We start from the raw sequence: 22,639 nt of genomic DNA, 5'->3' as shown, positions 1-22,639 counted from the left end.
TGCGGCATGGCGGACGTACGGGGGCGGAAGGAAGCGACCGGAAGGCGGACGGACCGCGGCGGGAACGCCCGGACGGCCCCATGGTCGAACGGGCGCAGACTCTCGGTGAGCCTGCCCATCTTCATCATCCTCATCGGACTGCTCGTCTCCGTCTCCAACCTCACCACCGTGCCGTGGGACAACGAACCCACCGGACAGACCATCGCGACCCTCAGCAGGAACACCGCCGTCACCTTCCGGGCCGAAGGTGACGGCGGCGGCGAGACGGACGCGTCCGGCGGTGAATCCGGCCTCTACCAGGTGGAGGAGGAATCGTACGCGCTGACCATCGCACGCGACGGCACACAGGTCGGCAAGGCCGTGGAACAGCCCGTCGACCCCGAATCGGACTCCACATGGCAGGTGCAGGGCGAAGGCGAGGACGCCACGCAGACCATCACCATGCTCGTCCGCCGGCCGGCCGGCGCGTCCGGCACCCGGCCCGCCATCCTGTTCATGCACGGCGCCGGCTTCGGCACCGCCTACAACTCGTTCGGCGACATGGCCGAAACGCTCGCCTCCGCGGGCTTCGTCACCGCCGTCATCGACAAGCCCGTCTGGGACACCACCGACGTGAACCGCGACTATCCCGCCTCCGCGCGGGCCTACGACGCGGCCATCCGCATGCTCAGGAAACGCGCGGACGTCGACGCCGCCAAGATCGGCATCTACGCCACCAGCGAATCCACATGGATCAGCCAATACCTGCTCGCCGAAGACCACGACGTGGCGTTCCAGGTGCTCCTCAGCCCCATGGTGTTCACCCCGCGGCGCTCGCTCGGCTTCTTCATCTCGCAGGACTTCGCGCTCGTCGGCGCCAACGACGGCTATCAGTCCATCGTGCGCCGCGTGTTCAACGCCGACACCGCGTTCTTCGGCCTCGACAACTTCGACCTGGACCTGCCCGAATCGTCCGCCTACGCGATTCCCACGCTCGTGGCGTACGGATCCAAGGACGTGATGACCGCGCAGGTCGAAGGCGTCGAACGCATCCTGCGCGAAGCCCACAAGGCCGGCAATTGGGACGTGACCGTCCGCAGCTATCCGGTGGCCAACCATGTGCTCAGACTCGGCGACGAGGCGGAAAGCGGCACCCGGTTCGCGGACGCGTACGTGGACGACGTGGTCTCCTGGACCTCGGGCGTGGCCGCGGGGAGACGACAGACCAGCGAACGCGTGGCCGGCGACACCATCTACCAGTCCATCGTCGTGCCCAATGACCTCCAGCCCCGGCGCTCGCTCACCGTGTACGGCGCCATCCTGCACGCGGGCACCATCCTCCTGCTCGTCGCCACCGCCGTGGCATGGTTGGCCGCGCTGGGACGCCGCATCCGGTTCCGTCTATGCCGCGCCAACCGTGGCGTGCCCTATCCGGGGCTGGGTTTCCGCAACGGGTTCGGCAACGCGCTCATCACGCTGGCCGTCACCACCATGGCCACGCTGCTCCTGTTCGCCGCGGGACTCGGACAGGTGGTCATGGGCGTGGTCAGGCTCGCCTGGGGCGCCGCGCCCGCCGAACAGCCCGGCGTGATGTGGTGGAGCTGGCCCGTCATCCAGGTGGTGAGCACGCTCGTGGTCTGGGCGTGGTCGCGCGTGTTCGCCCGGCTCATCGAAGTGGCCGTGGAACGCGGCATGCTGGCCTGGCCGCCGCGCCCCGGCTCCATCCGCGGCGTGGTGACCGGCGCGGAGCCCGTGCTCGCCGCCACGCGCTTCGGACGCGTGCTGTTCTGGCTCACCGCCGTGTCCATGCTCCACGTCCTGTTCTTCTTCGCGTTCTGGGGGCTGTTCATCTACTGAGCCCGTGCGCGCGACGTCCGATTCTATAGGAACGGATGTTTGGCAGGCCGTGTGAGATGGAGAAGCGTCCGATTCTATAGGAACGAATGCGTATGGGTCTGCTTTGGTTCCGGGAACGTCCGATTCTATAGGAACGAATGCGTATGGGTCTGCTTTGGTTCCGGGAACGTCCGATTCTATAGGAACGGATGTTTGGCAGGCCGTGCGGTGGGCCGCGGCACGGCCGTAGTATGGTCCCATGCCCCTCTACAGAGACGAAGGCGTGGTGCTGCGTACCGCCAAGCTCGGCGAGGCCGACCGCATCATCACCCTGTTGACCAAGGCCCACGGCAAGGTGCGTGCCGTCGCCAAAGGCGTGCGACGCACCAAATCGCGGTTCGGCGCGCGCCTCGAACCGTTCATGCGCGCCGACCTGCTCATCGCCACCGGGCATTCGCTCGACGTCGTCTCCCAGGCGGACTCGATCGCCGCGTACGCCGGGCCCATCACCGCCGACTACGACGCGTACACCGCGGCGAACGTCATTGTCGAGACCTCGGACAAACTCGTCACGGCCGAGAACGAACGTACTGTCGCGCAGTACCGGCTGCTCATCGGCGCGCTCAACGCGCTCGCCAGGCACGCCCACGCGCCCGCGCACATCTCCGGCTCGTACGTGATGCGCGCGCTCGCCATCGCCGGCTGGGAGCCGCGGCTCACCAGCTGCGTGGTGTGCGGCGGTCGATGGGATGCGGGCGACGTGTTCTTTTCCATCCCCGCCGGCGGCCTCATGTGCGCCAGGGACCACACGCCCGAATCACGTCGCGTGCCGGCCGTCGCGGTCACGCAGCTCAGGGCGCTCGTCGAGGGCGACTGGCCCGTGCTCGACGGCCATGATCTCATGCCGGAGACCGTGCGTCTCGTGGAGGATTGGGCCGAGTACTACCTGGAGCGTCCGCTACGTTCCATGAGGCTGCTAGATTGACAACCATGGCTTTCGAAAACGTCGACTATACTTCGCTGGACATCCCCGCCGCACCGTTCTCCGACCCCTCGCGCATCCCCGATTTCCCCAAGGACAAGGTGCCGCGCCATGTCGGCGTCATCATGGACGGCAACGGACGTTGGGCCAAGCAGCGCGGCATGATCCGCACCAACGGCCATCAGGCGGCCGAACCGGTCGTCTTCGACACAATCGCCGGCGCCATCGAGGCCGGCGTGCGCTACCTGAGCCTGTACACGTTCTCCACGGAGAACTGGAAGCGCAGCCCGCAGGAGGTGCGCTTCCTCATGGGCTTCTCGCGTGAGATCATCCACCGCCGCGTGGCGCAGATGGACGAGTGGGGCGTGCGCGTGCGCTGGTCCGGCCGTCGCCCGAAGCTGTGGAAGTCGGTCATCGACGAGCTCGAGGTGGCGCAGGAGCGCACGAAGCATAACAAGGTCATCGACGTGGTGTTCTGCATCAACTACGGCGGGCGCGCCGAGATCGCCGACGCCTGCGCCGCCATCGCGCGCGAGGTGCGCGACGGCAGAATCAGCGGCGACCGCGTCACCGAGAAGATGATCGCCGACCACCTCTACCTGCCCGACGTGCCCGACTGCGATCTGGTGATCCGCACGTCCGGCGAGCAGCGCACCTCCAACTTCCTGCCGTGGCAGGCCGCCTACGCGGAGCTCGATTTCGTGCCCGAGCTGTTCCCCGACTGCGGCCGCGACGTGTTGTGGCGCTCCATCGACCACTACATCCACCGCGACCGTCGCTTCGGCGGCGTGAAGAAGTAGCGTCAGACGCCGCACAGCGCGGCGAGCCGGTCGGTGAACCCGTCCACGAAGCGGGGTGCGTCGACGCCGAGCGCGACGTGCGTGCGCGGCGCGTCCGGTGTGACGAGGCCCATCGGGTCGCCCGTGGTGCGGCCGCGTACGCCGGTGAAGTCGCCGGTCGCGGTTTCGGCGCGCATCGCGACGTCGACGCACGTCACGAGCGTGGGGTCGAGGGCGACGGCCGCCGCGAGCGGGTCGTGCAGCGGCATGCCGCCGGCGAAGATCGCCGGATCCGCCTTGAGATTCGCGGCGATGGAGAATTCGGCGAGTCCGGCGAGGAACCGTCCGCGCTCCGTGCCGGCGGCGCGCCACCGTTCGGCGGCCGATTGCGGCAGCAGGCACCGGTGCGTCACGTCGAGGCCGATCATCGTCACGTCCGCGCCCGCGTGGAACACGCGGTCCGCGGCCTCCGGATCCTGGATGACGTTCGTTTCGGCGACCGCGTCCCAGCAGTTGCCCGGTTGGGTGAGTGTGCCGCCCATCATCACGAGCCTGAGTTTCGGCGCGATGTCCGGCGCGCGGGTGATGGCCGCGTCCACGTCGGTGAGCGGTCCGGTGGCGAGGATGGTGACGTCTCGGCCGTGGCACTGCACCTCGTCGATGAGGAAGCCGACGCCGTCGTCATGCTGCCCCTCGTGTGCGTCCGGCGTGCCGGCGACGATGGGGGAGTGACCGTGCGTGACCGGTACGGCCGGGTTCGCGTGCGGATCGTCCGTGCGGTAGCCGCCGACCGACACGACGGGGGAGTGGAGGTGCGATGCGTCGTCGCCGCGCGCGGCGACGACCGTCGTCGTATCGGGCGATGCTACGGTCCGGCCGCTCAGTCCGCCCAGACCGTCGACGCCGTGGAACTGCGCGCATCCGGCGTCCGGAATGAAGGCGTCCGCCCACGAGGGATGCGTGGCCCCGTGGAGCACGGGGATGTCGGGGCGGCCGAACAGGTCGAGCGCCAGACGCGTGTTGGCGAAGGCGGTCGGCTCGTCCACGTTGCCATAGCCGGCGACCACGCCGATCAGGTCGCATTCGTCGGGCGAGACCAGCAGGTACGCCAGAGCCAGCGCGTCGTCGACGCCGGTGTCCACGCAGGCGACGACGCGGACGGGGGAGTGGGCGGTCATATGGTCTCCTTGATGTGACAGGGCGGTGTCTCATCGGACACTCGCGGCGATGGGCGGAACCGACGGGGGTGGAACCGACGGGACGGTGGTGGGCGGAACCGGTGGGGTGGAACCGACGGGACGGATGCGGAACCGCCCGCCGGCGGATGGCCGGCGGGCGGTGTTTGGAAAACGGTCGCGACGCGACGGGCGATGCCGTCGGACGACGGCATCGAACGGTACAACGTACGATGACGCGCGACACGGCGTGCACGACGACGCGGAAGCCACGTCACGTGCGCCATGTCGACGCCGGATCACTTGCCGAGGAACTCGTTGGTGGCGAGGTCCTTCGTCTGCGGGGCCGTGTGGATCACCTTGTCGTGGGAATCCGTGTAGGCGTCCTCCTCGGCAAGGAAGTCGAAGTACTTCTGCGGTTCGGTGAAGTCGTTGGTGCCGAGCACGAACGAGCCGTCCTTGATCTTCGCCGGATCGCCCCAGTACTGGCCGTCGACGATGGTGTGCATGCTCTTCTTGACGAAGTCGAGCTTGAGGTTCGCGTCCTTCGCCTCGTCCACGAGGATCTTCGCCGCGTCGTCCGGGTGCGAGTACGCGTACTCGTAGCCCTTCTGCGTGGCCTGCGTGAACTTCCTCACCAGCTCCGGGTTCTCCTTGATGGTCTTGTCGCTGGTGATCACGCCGATCGAATCCGCGTTGCCGGGCACGCCGTAGTCCGGTTCGGTGAAGCAGTTGAGCTTCGGACCGTACATCTCGGCCTGCACGCCCTCCCAGGTGGCGTAGAAGCCGCCGAAATCGGCCTTGCCGGATTCCATCGTCTGGAAGGTGGAGGTGCCGACGGTGACCTTGTCGAACTCGCCCTTGCCGCCGTCGGTCTGGATCATGCGGCGGATCACCGCGTCGGACTCGTTGGAGCCGAACGTGGCGAACGTCTTGCCGTCGAAGTCCTTCGGGGACTTGATGGACGTGTTCGAGGCGAGCGAGCACCAGATGGCGCTCGGCTTCTGCTGGACCTGCAGCACCTGCTTGATCTTCGCGCCCTTGAGCGCGTACATGCCCACGTTGGTGAGGTTGGACAGGGCGAAGTCGGCCACGCCGTTGTTCACGGCCTGCTCGGCGCCGGCCTGGGCCACGGCCACGATGTCCACGTCGTAGCCCTGGTCCTTGAACCAGCCCTTGTTCTTCGCCACGTAGACGCCGATGTGGTTGGTGTCCGGCGCCCAGGACAGCATGAACGTGACCTTCTTGAGGCCGTTCGAGGAATCGGAGGAGTCGTTGGCCTGGCCGCACGCGGATACGCCGAAGGCCATGGCGACGGCGCCCACGAGGGCGATCGCCTTGTTCACAAGGCTGTGCTTCATGATGAATCCCTAGTTCGTTGTCTCTCTATCGTTCTCTGGGTGTCTTGCTCCCAGGCGGAACCGGCAGAGAACGATAGGGAGGGCCGTGGGTTCCGCCCGGCCGACGCCCCCGACGGCCCCGGACGTCATGAGGAAAAGGGGGTCCGCCGGTTTGCCACACGTCGGCTCATGGCGGTTGCCATTATAGGGGCATGCGGCTACCGGGCGTCCACGGAGATAGGTCACTGGTCCGCGTCCGGATCCTCGTCGTCGCCGGCCGGGCCGAGCAGCAAACGTTCACTCGCGTTCACGGCGAGCATGAGCAGGCAGGTCATGATGATGATCGTGAACGTGGCGGAGAAGATGAGCGGCGTGCGGAACGAGTTGTACGCGGCCTGCAGCCAGATGCCCAGGCCCTTGCGCGCGCCCAGGTACTCGGCCGTCGAGGCGGTGGCGAAGATGTATGCGGCGGACACGCGCACGCCGCCGTAGATCTGACGCGCCGCCACGCGCAGCTTCACATGCCACAGCGTCCACGCGCGCGTCGCGCCGCAGGTGAGCGCCACGTCGGAGTAGAACGACGGCACCGCCTCCAAGCCGCGCACCGTCTGCACGGCGATCGGAAACAGGCCGAACACCGCCACGATGACGATCTTGCCGGACGTCTCGAACCCGAACCAGATGAGGAACAGCGGGGCGATGGAGATGAGCGGCATCGTCTGCGCCGCCGCGAGCAGCGGGTAGAACGCCGCGTTGAACGTGCGCGAGCAGTACAGGGCGATGCCGATGAGCACGCCGAACAGCACTGCGTACAGGAAGCCCACCACGCCTTCGTACGTGGTGACCGCGGCGGCCGGCCCCAGCGTGTCCCACACCTCGAGGGTGGCCTGGAATATCTCGCTTGGCGCCGGGATCATCGTGGATGGGACGTGGGCGAGCCGTACCCACGCCTCCCATGCGACGAACAGCAGGACGACGGCGATGACGGTGGGGATGCGACGCTTGAGACGGTTCGCGAGGGACATGGGAATTTCACCTTGCCTTCCGCGCCTGCCTGCGGGCGGGCGCTCGCGGCCGGGACGTGGAGCAGTAAGGTGAGGAGCCTGCGCGTCTTCGGCCATGGATGTTCTAGCCGCGTCACAGTATAGGGGCACCGGGGGCCACCGATACGGGAACGCCCCGTGGAACATACGTTCCACGGGGCGTTCGTCATGCCGTTACGCCGTCATGCCGACGTCGGAATCGGATTCTGCACCGACGGCGACGGGCCGATCAGGCGAGGCCGGAGAGCCTGTTGATGAGCTCCGGATCGCGGGTGGCGCCCTTGTCGGCGGAGCGGGCGAACGCGGCGTAGGCCTTGAGGGCCTGGCTGACCTTGCGGTCGCGGTGCGCCACGTAGCCGTCGCCGGCCTCGAGTTCGGCGCGGCGTTCGGCGAGCTGCTCGTCGGTCAGCTCGACGTTCACCTGACGCGCCTCGATGTCGATGTTGATGATGTCGCCGTTCTTGATGAGGGCGATCGGTCCCTTGTTCGCGGCCTCGGGGGCGATGTGGCCGATCGCGAGACCCGAGGAGCCGCCGGAGTAGCGGCCGTCGGTGAGCATGGCGACCTGCTTGCCGATGCCCTTGCCCTTGACGAAGGAGGTCGGGTAGAGCATCTCCTGCATGCCCGGGCCGCCCTTCGGTCCCTCGTAGCGGATGACCAGCGCCATGCCCGGCTTCAGGGTGTCGTCGAGGATGACCTTGATGGCCTCCTCCTGGGACTCGACGACCAGCGCGGGTCCGCGGAACTTCCAGATCTCCTGCGGCACGCCGGCGGTCTTGACGACGCAGCCGTCGGGCGCGAGGTTGCCGCGCAGCACGGCGAGGCCGCCCTCGTGGATCTCCGGGTGGTTGATGTCGTGGATGGCGCCGTGCTCGCGGTCGGTGTCGAGCGTGTCGAACAGCGTGGTGTGCGTCCACGGCTCCGGGGAGATGATGTGGCCCGGGGCCGCCTTGTACATCTGCTTGGCCTCGTCGGTGCAGGTGGGGCGCATGATGTCCCAGTCGTCGAGCTTGGCCTCAAGCGACGGGTAGTCGATGGAGTGGACGTCCTTGTGTAGCTTGCCGGCGCGGTCGAGCTCGCCGAGGATGCCGGTGATGCCGCCGGCGCGGTGCACGTCGGAGATCTCCCACTTGCCGGACGGGCTGGCCTTGCAGATGCACGGCACGGTGTGCGAGATGCGCTCGATGTCGTCGAGCGTGAAGTCCACGTCAGCGGACTGGGCCATCGCGAGGATGTGCAGCACGGTGTTGGTGGAGCCGCCCATGGCCACGTCCATGGTCATCGCGTTCTCGAACGCGTGCTTGGTGGCGATGGAGCGCGGCAGCACGGAGTCGTCGGAGTCGTGGTAGTACTGGTTCGCGATCTTGACGACCTGCTGCGCGGCGCGCTTGAACAGGTCTTTGCGGTAGGAGTGGGAGGCGAGGATCGTGCCGTTGCCGGGCAGAGCCAGGCCGATGGCCTCGGTCAGGCAGTTCATCGAGTTGGCGGTGAACATGCCGGCGCAGGAGCCGCAGGTCGGGCAGACGGTCTTCTCGTAGTTGAGCAGGTCCTCCTCGGAGACGTTGTCGTCGGCGGAGGCGTACATCACGGAGATGAGGTCGGTGTTCTTCTTCACGGTGCCGTCGGCGAGGACCGTGGTGCCGGCCTCCATCGGGCCGCCGGAGACGAACACGGTCGGGATGTTGAGGCGCAGCGCGGCCATGAGCATGCCGGGGACGACCTTGTCGCAGTTCGGGATGCAGATCAGGGCGTCGGCGCAGTGCGCGTTGCACTGGTATTCGACGGTGTCCGCGATGATGTCGCGGGAGGGCAGGGAGTACAGCATGCCGGTGTGTCCCATGGCGATGCCGTCGTCGACGGCCATGGTGTTGAACTCGCGGGGGATGCCACCGGCTTCCTTGATGGCTTCGGAGACGATGCGGCCGACCTTGTTGAGGTGGACGTGGCCGGGGAGGAACTCGTCGAAGGAGTTGGCGATGGCGATGATGGGCTTGCGGCCCATATCCTCCCCGCTGACGCCGGCGGCGCGGTAGAGGGCACGGGCGCCTGCGAAGACGCGGCCCGACATGAGTTTTGCAGATCGCATTTCAGTCATGGCATCTATTCAAGTCCCTAATCGGGACACGCGTTTTGTCAAGAGTCAGTATGTGGAATTCACGAGGATGTTACGTTGGTAACGTTCACGCCGGGCGCGGCTCGGGCGGGTCAACAGCCGGATGTCTTCTGCACGCCGCGGCCCCGGCCGGTCAGGCAGGTCCCCGGGCATGGCTATACTCGTTGCGGTTGAGATAGTTTTTCCATGATTGGGAGCATGAATATGGCAGAAGAAACCGAGACCGAGACCACCGAGGTCAAGGGCAACGAGGAGTTCGGCACCAGCCCCACCCCCGACGGTCTGGCCAGCCCGACGATCGACGATCTCATGGAGCATGCGGACTCCAAGTACGCGCTGGCGATCTTCGCCGCCAAGCGCGCCCGTCAGATCAACTCCTACTTCACCCAGCTCAACGAAGGCCTGCTGCAGAACGTCGGCCCGCTCGTCGACTACCAGAACAACGAGAAGCCGCTGTCCATCGCCTTCCGCGAGATCGACGAGGGCCTGCTCGAGGAGACCCTCGGCGAGGACGACCTGAGCGAAGGCAACTGATCTTCCGACGCACACGCCGTCCCGAATCCCCGGACCCTTCGGACCCACCGGAATCGCCGGAGGATTCCCGACACACGCTTGCCCCACGGCGGCGTGTCGTGTAGAACTGGACGGCAGGAGCGAACGACCTGAGGCTCGCGCCGGCCGTGCACGCTATGATTCGCGCGCACGGCTTGGCACGGGCCTTTTTCGTAGCCGCGAGGCTGCGTCCAAGGCGCGCGGCAACGCGCGTCCGAAGCCCGTACGGTCCCCAACAACAGAACAATCCGTATCATTGTGCCTCGCCGGCGGGTATGCGCGAGCGGGGCGATAAGTCCGAAAGAGGGATGATATGACCAACCACGAGCGCAAGCTCATCTCCGCCGAATCCGTCACCGAAGGCCATCCGGACAAGGTGTGCGACCAGATCTCCGACGAGATTCTCGACGACCTGCTCCGTCAGGACCCGCAATCCCACGTCGCCGTCGAGACCTCCGCCGCCACCGGCGTGTTCCTCGTCTTCGGCGAGGTGACCTCCGAAGGCTACGTGGACGTGCAGGCGAAGGTGCGCGAGACGCTGCGCCGCATCGGCTACACCTCGTCCGAGGTCGGCCTCGACGCCGACTCCTGCGGCGTGATCGTCGCCATCACCGGACAGAGCGCCGAAATCAACCAGGGCGTCTCCCGTCTGAGCGAGGCCGAGGAATCCGCCGCCAGCCGTGAACAGCGCTACGAGGCGCAGGGCGCCGGCGACCAGGGCGTCATGTTCGGCTACGCCACCGACGAGACCGACGTGCTCATGCCGCTGCCGGTGCATCTGGCGCACCGTCTGGCCTACCGTCTGGCCGAGGTGCGCAAGAGCGGCGAGGTGCCGCACCTGCGCCCGGACGGCAAGACGCAGGTCACCATCGAATACGACGAGGACAACAAGCCGCTGCGCGTCGACACAGTCCTCATCTCCACGCAGCATGATCCCGAGGCCACGCACGAATGGCTCGAGAAGGAGCTCAAGGAGCACGTCATCGACCCGGTGCTCGACGAGGTCCTCGGCGACACGCTCAAGCACGACGACTACCGTCAGCTCGTCAACCCGACCGGCTCGTTCATCCTCGGCGGCCCGGCCGCCGACGCCGGACTCACCGGCCGCAAGATCATCGTCGACACGTACGGCGGCGCCGCCCACCACGGCGGCGGCGCGTTCAGCGGCAAGGATCCGTCCAAGGTGGACCGTTCCGCCGCGTACGCGACCCGCTGGGTGGCGAAGAACATCGTCGCCGCGGGACTCGCGCACCGCGTGGAGGTGCAGGTCGCGTACGCGATCGGCGTGGCCGACCCGGTGTCCATCAACGTCGAGACGTTCGGCACCGAGATCGGCGGCGTGACCCGCGACCGGATCCAGCAGGCCGTGCGCAAGGTCTTCGACCTGCGTCCCGCCGCGATCATCGACGAACTCGACCTCAAGCGCCCGATCTACGCGAAGACCGCCGCCTACGGCCACTTCGGCCGCACCGACGTCGACTTCCCGTGGGAGGCCACGGACAAGGTCGACGAGCTCAAGGCCGCCATCGCCGAGCTCGCCTGATTCGGTGACACGTCTGATTGCAAAGGACCGGTAGATATCTACCGGTCCTTGTCGTTGCCGCTACCATGGGTTCCATGACAGGAACGGACGCGGAACAGCTGGCGTTGGACGGGCTCGCCCCCCGCAGGCGGCGCCGTCGCGCGCCCGCCGAGCATACGCCGGCGGGGAAGGACCCCATCGCGCGCGTCGTACTCGACGTGCAGGCCACGCACTTGGGCCGCACGTTCGACTATCTCGTCGACGAGAAGGACGCGGACGCGGCCGTGCCCGGCACGCTCGTGCGCGTGCGGTTCGGCGGCCGCCGTGTCGACGGCGTCGTCTGGGAACGCGCCGACCACAGCGATACCGCACCCTCCGCCCTGCGATACCTCGAGCGCGTGCTCGGCGGCGACGTGCTCGTCCCCGCCTCCATGCGCCGCGACATCACGCTCATCGCCGACGCGTACGGCGGCACGCGCGCCAACATCCTGCGTCTAGCCGTCCCTCCGCGCGTCGCCAAAGTGGAGAAGGAGCAGCGTCTCGTCGCCGGCTTCAGCCGCGACGGGGGAGCGGAGACCGGTGGATTCGCCGGACGACGGCCCGCCGCCGGTCCGACGGGACAGGGCGGCGACGGGCCGTCCGCCGAGGCGTCGACGCGCGTCGACGCACGATACGACCGCATCGCCGCCATGTACGGCGACGGCATGCGCGACCTGCGCGACGCGTTGCACGGCCGCGCCTTCCGATCCTTCGTCGTCGACCCGCTGCCCGGCGTGGGACAGGCGGCGACTGCGCTCGCCTGGATGGCCGCCGAATCGCTCGCCGCCGGACACGCCGCCGTCATCGTCCTGCCCGGCATGAAGGAGACGCACGACGTGCTCGCCTCACTCGGGGAACTCGGCTTCGCGCCGTTCGGTCCGGGCCGTTCCGGCACCGGCGGATGGACCGGTGACGTCGCTGTCCTCGCCGCCGACATGCCGCCCATGGACCGCTACCGCGCCTACCTCGCCCTCGCCACCGGACAGGTCCGATGCGCCATCGGCCCGCGCGCCGCCATGTACGCGCCCGTCGAAGGGCCAGCCCTGTTCGCCATCATGGACGACATCGCCTACCAGCAGGCCGACGGCATGATGCCCTACGCGCGCGCGCGCGGCGTGCTGCGTCTGCGCGCCCGGTCGCACGACGGCGTGTTCGTCGCGCTCGCCAACGCGCGCAGCCCCATCAGCCAACTCGAGGCCACGGAACGCATCGGCATGGCGGACGCGGTGAGCGGACCGAGCACCGCCATTCGTCCGCTGCCCACCGTATTGAAGGACGCGACGCCATGGGTGCGTTGGCTCAACCGCGAGGAGCTCGCCCGGCTCGCCGACCCCTCCATCGGCGCGCGCGTACCCCACGTGGCCGTGGCCAACATCCGCGAGGCGCTGCGCGGCGGTCCCGTCCTCTTCTCCATCCCCTCCGACGGCATCTCGGAGACATTGAGCTGCGCCAACCCGAAGTGCCTGCGCCAGGCGCGCTGCCGCAAATGCACCGGCCCCCTGCAACGCGTACGCAATAACCCCGTGCCGCGCTGCCGCTGGTGCGGCGCCGCCGCCTCCAACTGGACATGCCCGCACTGCCACGGCGACCGTCTGCGCGTCGTACGCGTCGGCGCCGCCGGCACCGCCGACGAACTGCGCGGCCTGTTCCGCGGCGTCCCCGTCCTGCTGTCCAGCCCCAGCCAGCCCGGCGGGCCCATCGAACTCATCGATTACCGGCCGCTCATCGTCATCGCCACACCCGGCGCCGAACCACGCGTCCGCATGCCGCAAGACACAGCGGGAGGCACGCCCCGGTACGGCTCCTACGCGGCCGTGGCGATCCTCGACGCATGGACCAGCCTGTACGCGCCGGGGCTCGATGCCCGTGTGGACACGCTCGCCGCGTGGATGCGCGCCGCAAGCCTCTGCGCGCCGCGCACCGTCGGCGGCCAGGTGCTGCTGCTCGGTGAGACCGACCCGGCCATCGCCCAATCGCTCATGCTCTGGGATTCCACGCTCCTCGCCTCGCGCGAACTCGCCGAACGCCGCGAGACCGGCATGCCGCCGGTCGTCAGCGTCGCCTGTGTCTGGGGCAGACGGGACACCGTCATGCGCGCGCTCAAAGCCGTCGGCGCGCTCGACGGCGACATGGCCCTCTGCCCCATACGGGCATCCCGGACGACCGAGACGAAGGAGGGAAGTCCCACGGACGACATGGACGCCGCCATGCGGGCCGACCCCTCGCAGACCATGCCCGGCGTGCTCGGACCGGTACCCATCCCGCAGCCGCGCACCGTGGACGCGCGCGAACTCGAAGTGACCGCGGACCGCGTCCGCGCCGTCATCCGCGTACCCCACGCGCGGCGCGAGGAACTCGCCGAACGGCTCAGAAACGAGGCGGCACGCCACGCGGCCACCCGCGAACCGGGCGAACTGCGCTTCCAACTCGACCGCAAGGACCTCATCTGACCCGTCCCGCACGCATGGGAACATGGGATACGGGGCGCGTCGTGCGGCATCGTCCGAAACGCGCGGGCACGACGGACGCGACGAACAGACAACGGATCACGGCAACGGAAGGAGCCACGATGAAAGGCTGGCCGGGCGAACCGGATATGGAATACGACGTGCTCGTGGCGGACGGCGAAGCGGCCGTCAACGCGGGCAAACCCATCACCGACGTCATCTTCGACTTCGGCAACGTGCTCATCTACTGGGATCCCGCCGCCGTGCTCATCCCACGCTACGACCAGGCCACCATCGACCGGTTCCTCGACAACGACATCTCCCGCTTCTACGACGCCAACGACCAGATGGACGGCGGCGCCACCCCCGAGGAGGGCGTCGCTTGGATGCGTGAGCACAGCGGCGACCAATGGGCCGACATGCTCAAGTACTACCTCGACAACTTCGAGGACTCCCTCACCGGCGTCGTGCCCGGCGCGCGCGTCCTCGTCAACGACTTGAAGGCGGCCGGCATCGGCGTATGGGGCCTGTCCAACTGGGAGAAGGAGCTGTTCCCCATCGCCGAACGGGCCACGCCCATCCTCCAGCAGCTCGACGGCAAGGTCGTCTCCGGCTACGTGAAGCTGCGCAAACCCCACAAGGACATCTACGAGCGTGCGCTTCAGGAATTCGGCATCACCGCGGACGGCGCCGTGTTCATCGACGACAAGGCCATGAACATCGTCGGCGCCAATGCGGCCGGCATCCGCGGCGTGCGCTTCCGGGACCCGGTCCGACTGCGCGAACTGCTCATCGAGGCCGGCGTCGGCATCCCCGACGTGCAGAGCGTGGAGTGAGGCAGGACGGGGCGGCACGGCCCATGCCATGACCCGCCGTCCGCATGGTCGGTGAGGATCCTCGCGGCCGGCGCCCCATCCGTTCACCACGAAACCACGAAACCGTGAACCTCGCCCCGCATCCTTGGGTGCGGGGCTCTCATATGCCCACGAAACACCGCAGGGAAAGGAAACCGCATACATGACCAGACTGTTGTTCGCCGGCACGCCCGACGTGGCCGTGCCGTCCCTCAAGGCGTTCGCCGCGGACCCGCGCTTCGAGGTCGCGGCCGTGCTCACCCGCCCCGACGCGCCCACCGGCCGCGGCCGCAAACTGAAGCCCAGCCCCGTCAAGGCCGCGGCGCTCGAGCTCGGCATCCCCGTCATCGACGCGAAACCCCGCGACCCCGGCTTCCTCGACACGCTGCGCGGCCTCGACGTGGACATCGCCGCCGTCATCGCCTACGGCAACATCCTGCCCAAGGACGTGCTCGACGCCGTACCGCTCGGCTGGTACAACCTCCACTTCTCCAACCTGCCCCTGTGGCGCGGCGCCGCCCCCGTGCAGCGTTCCATCTGGGCCGGCGACACGACCACCGGCGCCGACGTGTTCAAAGTGGGCGAAGGTTTGGACGACGGTCCCGTCATCGCCACGATGAGCGTCGAACTCACCGGACGCGAGACCTCCGGCGAACTGCTCGACCGCCTCGCCCACGAGGGCGCGCCCATGTACGTGGACGCGCTCGCGCGCGTGGGGGAGGGGACCGCCGTGTACACGCCCCAGCCCGAAGGCGACTTCGCGTACGCGCACAAGATCACCGTCGAGGACGCGCGCATCGACTTCACCGAATCCGTGGAGGCCATCGACCGCCAGATCCGCGCCTGCACACCGCATCCCGGCGCCTGGTGCGAGCTCCACGCCGGCGTCGGGGACGATACGCAGCCGACCACCCTGCACGTGCTGCGCGCACAGCCGGTCGAGCCGGGCGCGAACCCGAACGCGCCTGAATCCCTCGCCCCCGGCGAACTCAAGACCGGCAAGCGGAACGTGTGGGTCGGCACCGGCACCACGCCGCTCGAACTCACCGAGGTCAAGGCGCAGGGCAAAAAGGCCATGCGCGCCGCCGACTGGGCCCGCGGCGCCCGCCTCGCGGAAGGTGCCCGCCTCGCCTGACCACCACCTGCCTCGCCTGACGCCCGTCCCACCACCGCAACCGCGTCGTGGGACGGGCGGGACGAGGTGCGGATGGGCGCGGACTAGCGGCGCAGGAAGTCGAGGACCTTCGTCAGGTCGCGCTCGTTGATGGACGCGTGCGCGGCCAACTGGGTCTTCGGCTTCGCGCAGAACGCGACGCCGAGCCCGGCCGCCTGGATCATCGGGATGTCGTTCGCGCCGTCGCCCACCGCCACGGTCTGCGCCATGTCGACGCCGTCGCGCTTCGCCCACTCGCGCAGCGCGTGCAGCTTCACCGTCTTGCACACGATCTCGCCGAGCACGCGGCCGGTGAGCCTGCCGTCCCTCACCTCGAGACGGTTCGCGAGCCTGTGGTCGAGATGCGCCTCCTCGGCGAGCCGGTCCACCACCTCGTGGAATCCGCCGGAGACGACGCCCACTTTCCAGCCGTGCGCGTGCAGCACGTCGATGAGCTCGAGCGCGCCGTTCGTGAAATGCAGCCGGTCATGCACCGTGTCGAACACGGAGACCGGCAGGCCCTCCAACAGCGCCACGCGGGCACGCAGCGCGTCGCAGAACTCCAGTTCGCCGCGCATCGCACGCTCCGTCACGGCCGCGATCTCCTCGCCGCAGCCGGCCGCCTCGCCGAGCTCGTCGATGACCTCCTCGTCGATGAGCGTGGAGTCCATGTCCATCACCAGCAGGCCCGGCTTCGCCAGCGTAGGCGGCTCCGGGAAGCCCCAGGCGCCCGTCACGCCGGCAGCCGTGGTCTCGTCAAGGGATTGCGCAGTTTCGTCAGTCATGCCTCCGATTGTCGAAAAACCTTGGGACAATGCCCCGTATGATTTCCGACGCCATCCTCGACGCCACCACGACCATGACATCCCTGACGACCGCCCCGATATCCGCCGCATCCGCCACATTCGCGGCGTCTGCCCAGCCGGTCTGCCCCACCGGCAGCGGCGGCCTCATCCAGACCATCACCGACTGGCTCGTCGCCCTCATGGACGCCGTCGGCGGCTTCGGGGTGGCGCTCGCCATCGCCCTCGAATCCATCTTCCCGCCGATCCCCTCCGAGGTGATTCTGCCATTGGCCGGCTTCACCGCCTCGCGCGGCACGTTCACCCTCGTCGGGGCGATCGTCTGGGCCACCCTCGGCTCCCTCATCGGCGCGTGGGCGCTGTACGGCATCTCCCGTTGGGTGGGACTGCACCGCATCCACAAGGCCGCCGACGTCATCCCCGGCGTGAGCCGCAAGGACGTGAACAAGGCCAACGACTGGTTCACCCGCTACGGCACGTGGAGCGTGCTCGTCGGCCGCATCATCCCCGTGGTCCGTTCGCTCATCTCCATCCCCGCCGGATTCAACCGCATGAACTTCCTCCAGTTCACCGGCTGGACGCTGCTCGGCTCCGCCGTCTGGAACACGGTCCTCGTCTCCGCCGGCTACTTCCTCGGCGCCGGCTGGTGCTCGATCCTCGGCATCCTCGACGTGTTCGAGAACGTGGTCATCGTCGCCTTCATCGTGGTCATCGCCGTGTGGGCCGTACGCAAGGTACGTACAGTGATGGGGAACAGGCGACGGAACGACTGAACGACGGGACGCCCCGGAAGGGGACGTCCGGGAGAGGAGACGCGATGGACGATCGTGACGCGCGGACCGCACGCGAACAGACCGCACGCGAGCTCGCGGAGGCGAACGACCGCCTCATGGCGAGGAACCACGCGCTCGCCGAGGCGCTGAACCGCGCCGGCAAGGAGCTCACCAAGGCGAAGTCGCAGCTCGCGCAGCTCGCCCAGCCGCCGCTCACCTTCGCCACCATGGTGAAGGTCGATTCGTCCCGCATCGACGACATGGGCGTGCAGCACGCCAGCGCCGAGGTGATCGCCGGCGCGCGGCGCATGGTCGTGCCCGTCGCCGCGAACCTCAACGCCGCGCGCCTCGCCGCCGGACACACCGTCGTGCTCAACGAGAAGATGGTCCTCGTCGAACAACGCGACGTCGACGGCGTCGGCCCCGTCCGCACCGTCGCCGAAACGCTCGACGACGGCCGTCTCGTCGTCACCGACGGCGGCGGCAACCCCACGGTGACGCGCCGCGCCACGCCGCTCGCGCACGCCATGCTCGCCAAAGGCGACCGCGTCGTCGTCGACCCGTCCGGCAGGCTCGCCATCGGCGCGCTCCCGCACGAGGACGACGCGGACCTCGTGCTCGAGGAGACGCCGGACGTCACCTTCCGCGACATCGGCGGCCTCGACCGGCAGATCGACCGGATCCGCGACGCCGTCCAACTGCCGTTCCGTCACCGCACCCTGTTCGAACGCTACGACCTCAAGCCGCCGAAGGGCGTGCTGCTGTACGGTCCGCCCGGCAACGGCAAGACGCTCATCGCCAAGGCCGTCGCGCACGCGCTCGCCGAAGGCTCCGGCGCCGGCCCGGACGGCGCCGGCGTGTTCCTGTCCGTCAAGGGACCGGAGCTGCTCAACAAGTTCGTCGGCGAATCGGAGCGCCTCGTCCGACTCATCTTCCGCCGCGCGCGCGAACGCGCCGCGGACGGCCGCCCGGTCATCGTGTTCATCGACGAGATGGACTCGCTGCTGCGCACGCGCGGCTCCGGCGTCTCCAGCGACGTGGAGACCACCATCGTGCCGCAGTTCCTCGCCGAACTCGACGGCGTGGAGTCGCTCGGCAACGTCATGGTGATCGGCGCCTCCAACCGCGTGGACATGATCGACCCGGCCGTGCTGCGTCCGGGACGCCTCGACGTGAAGATCCGCATCGACCGCCCGGACGCCAAGGCCGCCGCGGCCATCGTCCGCCACTATCTGACCGACGACCTGCCGCTCGAGCCCGGCGTGGACGCGGAGGCGCTCACCGCCGTGCTCGTACGCGACATCTACACGCGTTCCGCACGCCGTCATCTGGCCGACGTGCGCGACGAGAACGGCGTGTGGCGCGCCCTGTTCCTCGCCGACGTGGTCTCCGGTGCGAGCCTGAGGAACGTCGTCGACCGTGCGAAGACGTACGCGGTCAAGGCGTCCGTCACGTCCGGACGCGACGTGGCGTTGGGCGTGGACATGCTCGCCCGCGCCGTCGAGGACGAGTACGCGGAGACCCGCGATTCGCTCCTCGACTCCGATCCGGTCCAATGGTCGCGCGTCAACGGGTTCGACGCGGGCGCCGTGACCGCCATCCGTCCCGTCGCCGCCTGACGCCTCCGGGACGCCGTCAGTCGGCGACCTGCGGGATCGGCACGCCGGCCGTGATGAGCGTTTGCCTGAGGCCGCGCTCGTCGCGGAAGCGGATGCAGCGCAGGCCCGCCCGATTCGCGCCGATGACGTTCGACGCCCTGTCGTCCACGAACACGGCGGTGGCCTCGTCGATGCCGAACGTCTCCAACGCCTTGCGGTAGATGGCCTTATCCGGCTTGCGTAGACGCACCTCGCCGGAGATGACGCGGCCGTCCAGCGCGCGCAGGACGGCGTACGCGTCCTCGGCCATGCCGATGGTCTGGCTCTGCCAGTTGGACAGGCCCCACACGCCGAGTCCCGCGGCCTTGACGTCGTCGACGAGCACGCGCATGCCGGGAATCGTGCCGGTGAGCGAGTCGAGGAAGTTGTCGAAATAGTACGTGAGCATCTCCGCCCAGCGTTCGCCGTGCGTCTCGCGCATCCACGCGATGCCGTCCTCCGGGCTCATGCCGCAGTCCATGCGGTCGCATGCGTCGTAGAAGCCGGAGACGTCGTTGTCGAGGAACGCCTCGACGCGCTCATGCGAATACCGTGGCATGAACAGCGCCTCCGGATCCCAATCGACCAGCACGTTGCCGAAATCGAAGATCACGTCGCGGATCGGCGCCCCCTCGTGCGCGGCGGACGCGTCGAGCGCGAGCACCTCGTCGAACGGCACCGTCAGTTCCCTCTCACCGGGCCAACCCTTCATCGCGTTTCCTTCCCGTAGCAATGTCCTTATGGACGTCCTTATGAATGTCCTCAACGGATGTCCGTTGCCCAAGGGACACACCCCGTCCCTCGTCTCCCATCGTAGGGCGGGCGGAGGCCGTGGAGGGCGGCGTGGCGCACCGTTCCGGGCTTTTGGCAACGGACACGGGACCATGTCGCAGCCAACGGACACGCGATTGTCCGTTGCCAATGGACAAGTTGCAATGTCCCTAGCCAACGGACAAAGATGTGTCGCTGCAACGGACTTTTCGGCTGCAAGGCTGTCATACATTGATGTATGTCAACGAAGCAAGGCAATGGAGACCACCGAAGGAGGCGAATGGCGATGACGGCCGGATACAACAAATCACTGATCAACTACCTGCTGAACCGTCGTGATTTCGTCCCCGGAACGGAGCTGTCCGCGGTCCTCGGCGTGTCCACCAAGACCATCTCCCGCATCGTCAAGCACGTCAACGAGCAGTCCGCGAACGGTCCGATTGTCGAGTCGCAGCGCGGCCGCGGCTACCGCCTCAACTCCTCCAACTACTTCGCCCAGCGCGACCTCGTCGGCGAAGGCGAGAAGAGCGGTGCGCTGAGCTCCGTGGAGCGCCGCGACGAGATCATCAAGCGTCTGCTCATCACCGCTCCCCAGCAGTACCGCATGGACGACCTGTGGGGCAAGTTCTACATCAGCGAGTCCGCCATCGCCGTGGACCTGCGCACCCTGCGCCGCATGCTCGCCAAGTTCAAGCTCGAGCTCGCCCGCAGCGGCGACATCATCTGGGTGTCCGGCACCGAGACCGACATCCGCCGCGCCATGGCCAGCCTGCTCGTCACCGACGACGCGATCGCCAACGGCCAGTTCATGCGCGCCGACCATGACGTGCAGCAGCGCGACGTGGCGTTCGTCTCCCACCAGCTCGACCTCATCGAGGACCTCACCCACGCCGAGGTGCCCTACCCGTACAGCGTCAACCTGTTCACCCACCTGTACATCCTCATCGAACGCTTCCGCGGCGTCGGCTCGCTCATCGACGACGGCGAACCCAGCGAATTCGACGAGGCCATGCTCGAGCACCACAAGGGCGTCACCCAGGTGTGCGAGAAGGTCATCGGCAACTTCGACGCCTACCTCGGCACCACGCTGCCGCGCATCGAGGTCTACTACCTGTACCAGTACCTCACCTCCTCGCGCATCGACTTCGCGCAGCTCGACCCGCACGAGATCCCCGAGGACGTGCGCGAGGTCACCGACGAGCTCATCGACCTCGTCACCGAGGACCCGGCGTTCCGCACCATCGACAAGCAGGGCCTGTTCGCCCACCTGTCGCTGCACATGAAGCCGCTGATGAACCGCCTGCGGAACAACATCCGCGTGGCCAACAACCTGCTCGAGCAGATCAAGCTCGAATACCCGTACCTGTTCAACGTGGTGAGCGCCGCCTGCCTCGAGATCGAGCAGCGCCGCGGCCTGCCGCACATCGACGACGAGGAGCTCGGCTTCATCACCGTGCACTTCGCGCAGGCCGTGGAGCGCGCGCCCATGCCGCTCAACCTGCTGCTCGTGTGCACCACAGGGCTCGGCACCGCGCAGCTGCTCCAGGCGAAGATCGCCAAGCGCTTCTCCGGATTCCGCATCGTCGAGACCGTCTCCTCGCGCACGCTCGCGCAGGAGCTCGCCAAGCACCCGGACATCGACCTGGTCGTCTCCACCGTCCGCCTGCCCGAGGAGATCACGGTCCCCACGCTCGTGGTGTCCGCGATGCTCACCCTCGAGGACCAGGACCGGCTCGAGCAGGAGGCCAACCGCATCCGCAGGGAGGCGATGGCCCGATGAGACGATTCATGATCTGGGAGCCCACGCTAGCCGCGCCGGACAAGCGCACGCTCATCGACACCGTGGCCGTCTACCTCGCCCAGCACGGGCTCATCCCGCTCGAACGGTGCCGCGGCCTCGCCGAGGCGCTCATGGAGCGCGAGGACCTGGGCGACACGCTCGCCGCGGAGAACATGGCCATCCCGCACGCCGCATGCCCGGACGCGGGGGAAGGGGTCTTCCTCTTCGTCAAGCTCGCCCGGCCGCTCGCCGACTGGAGCTCGGGGGCGCAGGTGGACCGGTTCGTGTTCACCGTGCTGCCGCCGGAGCCATCCGAGGAGGACGGCGAGGCCGTCAAACGGTTCTTCACCGCGCTGGCCGACGACGACGTGATCGGCGTCTACAGCCGGGGAGACCGCGACGAGGTCGCATCGAACTTCCTCTGACGGACACGGCGGACGCGGCCGCACGGACGCGGCGCCCCGACCACACAAGACCAATAACCGACAACCATACGGGACCAATCACAGGAGAAAGGAAACCATCATGGCAGACAACGCCCTCACCCTCAACGACGTGCTCGATCGCAACACGATCCTCACGGACGTCAAGGCCGAAACCAAGGAGGACGTGTTCCGCACCCTCGCCGAGCGCCTGTTCGAGCAGGGCTACGTCGAGTCCGTCGACGCCTTCATCGACGCCCTGCACGACCGCGAGAAGGAAGGCGCCACCGGCATCGGCAACCACATCGCCATCCCGCACGGCCGCAGCGAGACCGTCAAGCGCAACGGCGTCGCCATCGCCATCCTCGACCACGAGATCGAATGGGAGTCCCTCGACGACACCGGTGCCAAGCTCGTCGTCATGTTCACCGTCGGCGCGTCCGGCGAAGGCTCCAACGACCACCTGCGCCTCCTCTCCCTGTTCGCCCGCAAGATGGCCCAGCAGGCCGTCGTCGACGCGCTGCTCCAGGCCAAGGACGCCGACGAGGTCATCGCCGCCTTCCAGGACTGAGCGGTCCCGCGGCCCCGCGCCGCACATCACACACTTCCAACGCGAAACCAACATAACCAACCAATCAA

19 protein-coding genes and 1 riboswitch are annotated in these 22,639 nt (G+C 68.0%); of the genes, 13 read left to right on the top strand and 6 right to left on the bottom strand.

Annotated elements, in window-relative coordinates; all coding sequences use genetic code 11:
• Positions 1-6: 6 nt before the first annotated feature.
• From JS531_RS01025 to JS531_RS01015, 3 genes are all read left to right on the top strand, one after another.
• The gene (locus JS531_RS01025; RefSeq protein WP_240541969.1) at positions 7-1,836 is read left to right on the top strand and encodes an alpha/beta hydrolase; all 1,830 of its coding nucleotides are present in this window, start codon (positions 7-9) and stop codon (positions 1,834-1,836) included.
• 238 nt (positions 1,837-2,074) lie between these two features.
• Positions 2,075-2,800 carry a DNA repair protein RecO gene (gene recO / locus JS531_RS01020; protein WP_214311381.1) on the top strand — a complete coding sequence of 242 codons (726 nt, stop codon included), beginning with the start codon at positions 2,075-2,077 and terminating at the stop codon, positions 2,798-2,800.
• A gap of 5 nt (positions 2,801-2,805) precedes the next feature.
• Positions 2,806-3,597, top strand: coding sequence for an isoprenyl transferase (locus JS531_RS01015; RefSeq protein WP_214311374.1), 792 nt, complete (start codon positions 2,806-2,808; stop codon positions 3,595-3,597).
• Positions 3,598-3,599: 2 nt separating this feature from the next.
• On the opposite strand, the gene JS531_RS01010 is transcribed toward JS531_RS01015, so the two are convergent.
• The 4 genes from JS531_RS01010 to ilvD form a co-directional block, all read right to left on the bottom strand.
• Positions 3,600-4,754, bottom strand: coding sequence for a nucleoside hydrolase (locus tag JS531_RS01010; RefSeq protein WP_214311372.1), 1,155 nt, complete (start codon positions 4,752-4,754; stop codon positions 3,600-3,602).
• A gap of 296 nt (positions 4,755-5,050) precedes the next feature.
• The gene (locus JS531_RS01005) at positions 5,051-6,112 is read right to left on the bottom strand and encodes an ABC transporter substrate-binding protein (protein ID WP_214311370.1); all 1,062 of its coding nucleotides are present in this window, start codon (positions 6,110-6,112) and stop codon (positions 5,051-5,053) included.
• A 221-nt stretch (positions 6,113-6,333) separates the two neighbouring features.
• Positions 6,334-7,116 (bottom strand): ABC transporter permease, encoded by a 783-nt coding sequence (locus JS531_RS01000; RefSeq protein WP_214311368.1) that lies wholly within the window; start codon positions 7,114-7,116, stop codon positions 6,334-6,336.
• 247 nt (positions 7,117-7,363) lie between these two features.
• Positions 7,364-9,229 carry a dihydroxy-acid dehydratase gene (gene ilvD, locus JS531_RS00995; protein WP_214311366.1) on the bottom strand — a complete coding sequence of 622 codons (1,866 nt, stop codon included), beginning with the start codon at positions 9,227-9,229 and terminating at the stop codon, positions 7,364-7,366.
• 222 nt (positions 9,230-9,451) lie between these two features.
• On the opposite strand from ilvD, the gene rpoZ reads away from it, so the two are divergent.
• The 5 genes from rpoZ (at position 9,452) to fmt (ending at position 15,796) form a co-directional block, all read left to right on the top strand.
• Complete coding sequence (gene rpoZ / locus JS531_RS00990) at positions 9,452-9,781, top strand: DNA-directed RNA polymerase subunit omega (protein ID WP_214311364.1); 330 nt, start codon at positions 9,452-9,454, stop codon at positions 9,779-9,781.
• A gap of 267 nt (positions 9,782-10,048) precedes the next feature.
• A riboswitch (SAM riboswitch) is annotated at positions 10,049-10,117 on the top strand.
• On the top strand, positions 10,113-11,342 hold the full coding sequence (metK, locus tag JS531_RS00985) for a methionine adenosyltransferase (protein WP_214311362.1): 1,230 nt from the start codon (positions 10,113-10,115) through the stop codon (positions 11,340-11,342). (Overlaps the previous riboswitch by 5 nt.)
• 74 nt (positions 11,343-11,416) lie before the next feature.
• The gene (locus tag JS531_RS00980; protein WP_214311360.1) at positions 11,417-13,810 is read left to right on the top strand and encodes a primosomal protein N'; all 2,394 of its coding nucleotides are present in this window, start codon (positions 11,417-11,419) and stop codon (positions 13,808-13,810) included.
• Between the two features lie 119 nt (positions 13,811-13,929).
• The gene (locus JS531_RS00975) at positions 13,930-14,643 is read left to right on the top strand and encodes an HAD family phosphatase (protein WP_214311358.1); all 714 of its coding nucleotides are present in this window, start codon (positions 13,930-13,932) and stop codon (positions 14,641-14,643) included.
• Between the two features lie 181 nt (positions 14,644-14,824).
• Complete coding sequence (gene fmt, locus JS531_RS00970) at positions 14,825-15,796, top strand: methionyl-tRNA formyltransferase (RefSeq protein WP_214311356.1); 972 nt, start codon at positions 14,825-14,827, stop codon at positions 15,794-15,796.
• An 83-nt stretch (positions 15,797-15,879) separates the two neighbouring features.
• Here fmt and serB read toward each other — a convergent pair whose 3' ends face one another.
• A complete protein-coding gene (serB, locus tag JS531_RS00965) occupies positions 15,880-16,599 on the bottom strand; it encodes a phosphoserine phosphatase SerB (RefSeq protein ID WP_214311354.1) in 720 nt (239 codons plus the stop codon).
• A 74-nt stretch (positions 16,600-16,673) separates the two neighbouring features.
• On the opposite strand from serB, the gene JS531_RS00960 reads away from it, so the two are divergent.
• Together JS531_RS00960 and arc are read left to right on the top strand one after the other, a co-directional pair.
• Complete coding sequence (locus JS531_RS00960; RefSeq protein WP_214311650.1) at positions 16,674-17,390, top strand: DedA family protein; 717 nt, start codon at positions 16,674-16,676, stop codon at positions 17,388-17,390.
• A gap of 44 nt (positions 17,391-17,434) precedes the next feature.
• On the top strand, positions 17,435-19,009 hold the full coding sequence (gene arc / locus JS531_RS00955) for a proteasome ATPase (protein WP_214311352.1): 1,575 nt from the start codon (positions 17,435-17,437) through the stop codon (positions 19,007-19,009).
• A gap of 16 nt (positions 19,010-19,025) precedes the next feature.
• On the opposite strand, the gene JS531_RS00950 is transcribed toward arc, so the two are convergent.
• On the bottom strand, positions 19,026-19,739 hold the full coding sequence (locus tag JS531_RS00950) for an HAD family phosphatase (protein WP_214311344.1): 714 nt from the start codon (positions 19,737-19,739) through the stop codon (positions 19,026-19,028).
• Positions 19,740-20,078: 339 nt separating this feature from the next.
• Here JS531_RS00950 and JS531_RS00945 point away from each other — a divergent pair, with 339 nt between their 5' ends.
• From JS531_RS00945 to JS531_RS00935, 3 genes are all read left to right on the top strand, one after another.
• Positions 20,079-21,578 (top strand): transcription antiterminator, encoded by a 1,500-nt coding sequence (locus tag JS531_RS00945; protein WP_240541968.1) that lies wholly within the window; start codon positions 20,079-20,081, stop codon positions 21,576-21,578.
• Positions 21,575-22,003 (top strand): PTS sugar transporter subunit IIA, encoded by a 429-nt coding sequence (locus tag JS531_RS00940; protein WP_214311342.1) that lies wholly within the window; start codon positions 21,575-21,577, stop codon positions 22,001-22,003. Before JS531_RS00945 ends, JS531_RS00940 begins: the two co-directional genes overlap by 4 nt.
• A gap of 100 nt (positions 22,004-22,103) precedes the next feature.
• Entirely contained in the window at positions 22,104-22,571 is a 468-nt protein-coding gene (locus tag JS531_RS00935; protein WP_214311340.1) for a fructose PTS transporter subunit IIA, read from the top strand.
• Positions 22,572-22,639: the final 68 nt, after the last annotated feature.

Origin of the sequence: Bifidobacterium sp. CP2 (assembly GCF_018555635.1) — a bacterium.
Taxonomy (GTDB): Bacteria; Actinomycetota; Actinomycetes; order Actinomycetales; family Bifidobacteriaceae; genus Bifidobacterium; species Bifidobacterium saguinibicoloris.
Note: the sequence above shows the minus strand (reverse complement) of the source record. Positions and strands in the feature narration are given on the sequence as shown.

Coding starts and splice junctions, on each gene's coding strand:
- JS531_RS00960 (WP_214311650.1), top strand. CDS start 16,674: ATGACATCCCTGACGACCGCCCCGATATCCGCCGCATCCGCCACATTC.
- arc (WP_214311352.1), top strand. CDS start 17,435: ATGGACGATCGTGACGCGCGGACCGCACGCGAACAGACCGCACGCGAG.
- ilvD (WP_214311366.1), bottom strand. CDS start 9,229: ATGACTGAAATGCGATCTGCAAAACTCATGTCGGGCCGCGTCTTCGCA.
- JS531_RS00935 (WP_214311340.1), top strand. CDS start 22,104: ATGGCAGACAACGCCCTCACCCTCAACGACGTGCTCGATCGCAACACG.
- serB (WP_214311354.1), bottom strand. CDS start 16,599: ATGACTGACGAAACTGCGCAATCCCTTGACGAGACCACGGCTGCCGGC.
- JS531_RS01000 (WP_214311368.1), bottom strand. CDS start 7,116: ATGTCCCTCGCGAACCGTCTCAAGCGTCGCATCCCCACCGTCATCGCC.
- recO (WP_214311381.1), top strand. CDS start 2,075: ATGCCCCTCTACAGAGACGAAGGCGTGGTGCTGCGTACCGCCAAGCTC.
- metK (WP_214311362.1), top strand. CDS start 10,113: ATGACCAACCACGAGCGCAAGCTCATCTCCGCCGAATCCGTCACCGAA.
- JS531_RS01005 (WP_214311370.1), bottom strand. CDS start 6,112: ATGAAGCACAGCCTTGTGAACAAGGCGATCGCCCTCGTGGGCGCCGTC.
- rpoZ (WP_214311364.1), top strand. CDS start 9,452: ATGGCAGAAGAAACCGAGACCGAGACCACCGAGGTCAAGGGCAACGAG.
- JS531_RS00950 (WP_214311344.1), bottom strand. CDS start 19,739: ATGAAGGGTTGGCCCGGTGAGAGGGAACTGACGGTGCCGTTCGACGAG.
- JS531_RS00980 (WP_214311360.1), top strand. CDS start 11,417: ATGACAGGAACGGACGCGGAACAGCTGGCGTTGGACGGGCTCGCCCCC.
- JS531_RS01025 (WP_240541969.1), top strand. CDS start 7: ATGGCGGACGTACGGGGGCGGAAGGAAGCGACCGGAAGGCGGACGGAC.
- JS531_RS00945 (WP_240541968.1), top strand. CDS start 20,079: ATGGCGATGACGGCCGGATACAACAAATCACTGATCAACTACCTGCTG.
- fmt (WP_214311356.1), top strand. CDS start 14,825: ATGACCAGACTGTTGTTCGCCGGCACGCCCGACGTGGCCGTGCCGTCC.
- JS531_RS00940 (WP_214311342.1), top strand. CDS start 21,575: ATGAGACGATTCATGATCTGGGAGCCCACGCTAGCCGCGCCGGACAAG.
- JS531_RS01010 (WP_214311372.1), bottom strand. CDS start 4,754: ATGACCGCCCACTCCCCCGTCCGCGTCGTCGCCTGCGTGGACACCGGC.
- JS531_RS01015 (WP_214311374.1), top strand. CDS start 2,806: ATGGCTTTCGAAAACGTCGACTATACTTCGCTGGACATCCCCGCCGCA.
- JS531_RS00975 (WP_214311358.1), top strand. CDS start 13,930: ATGAAAGGCTGGCCGGGCGAACCGGATATGGAATACGACGTGCTCGTG.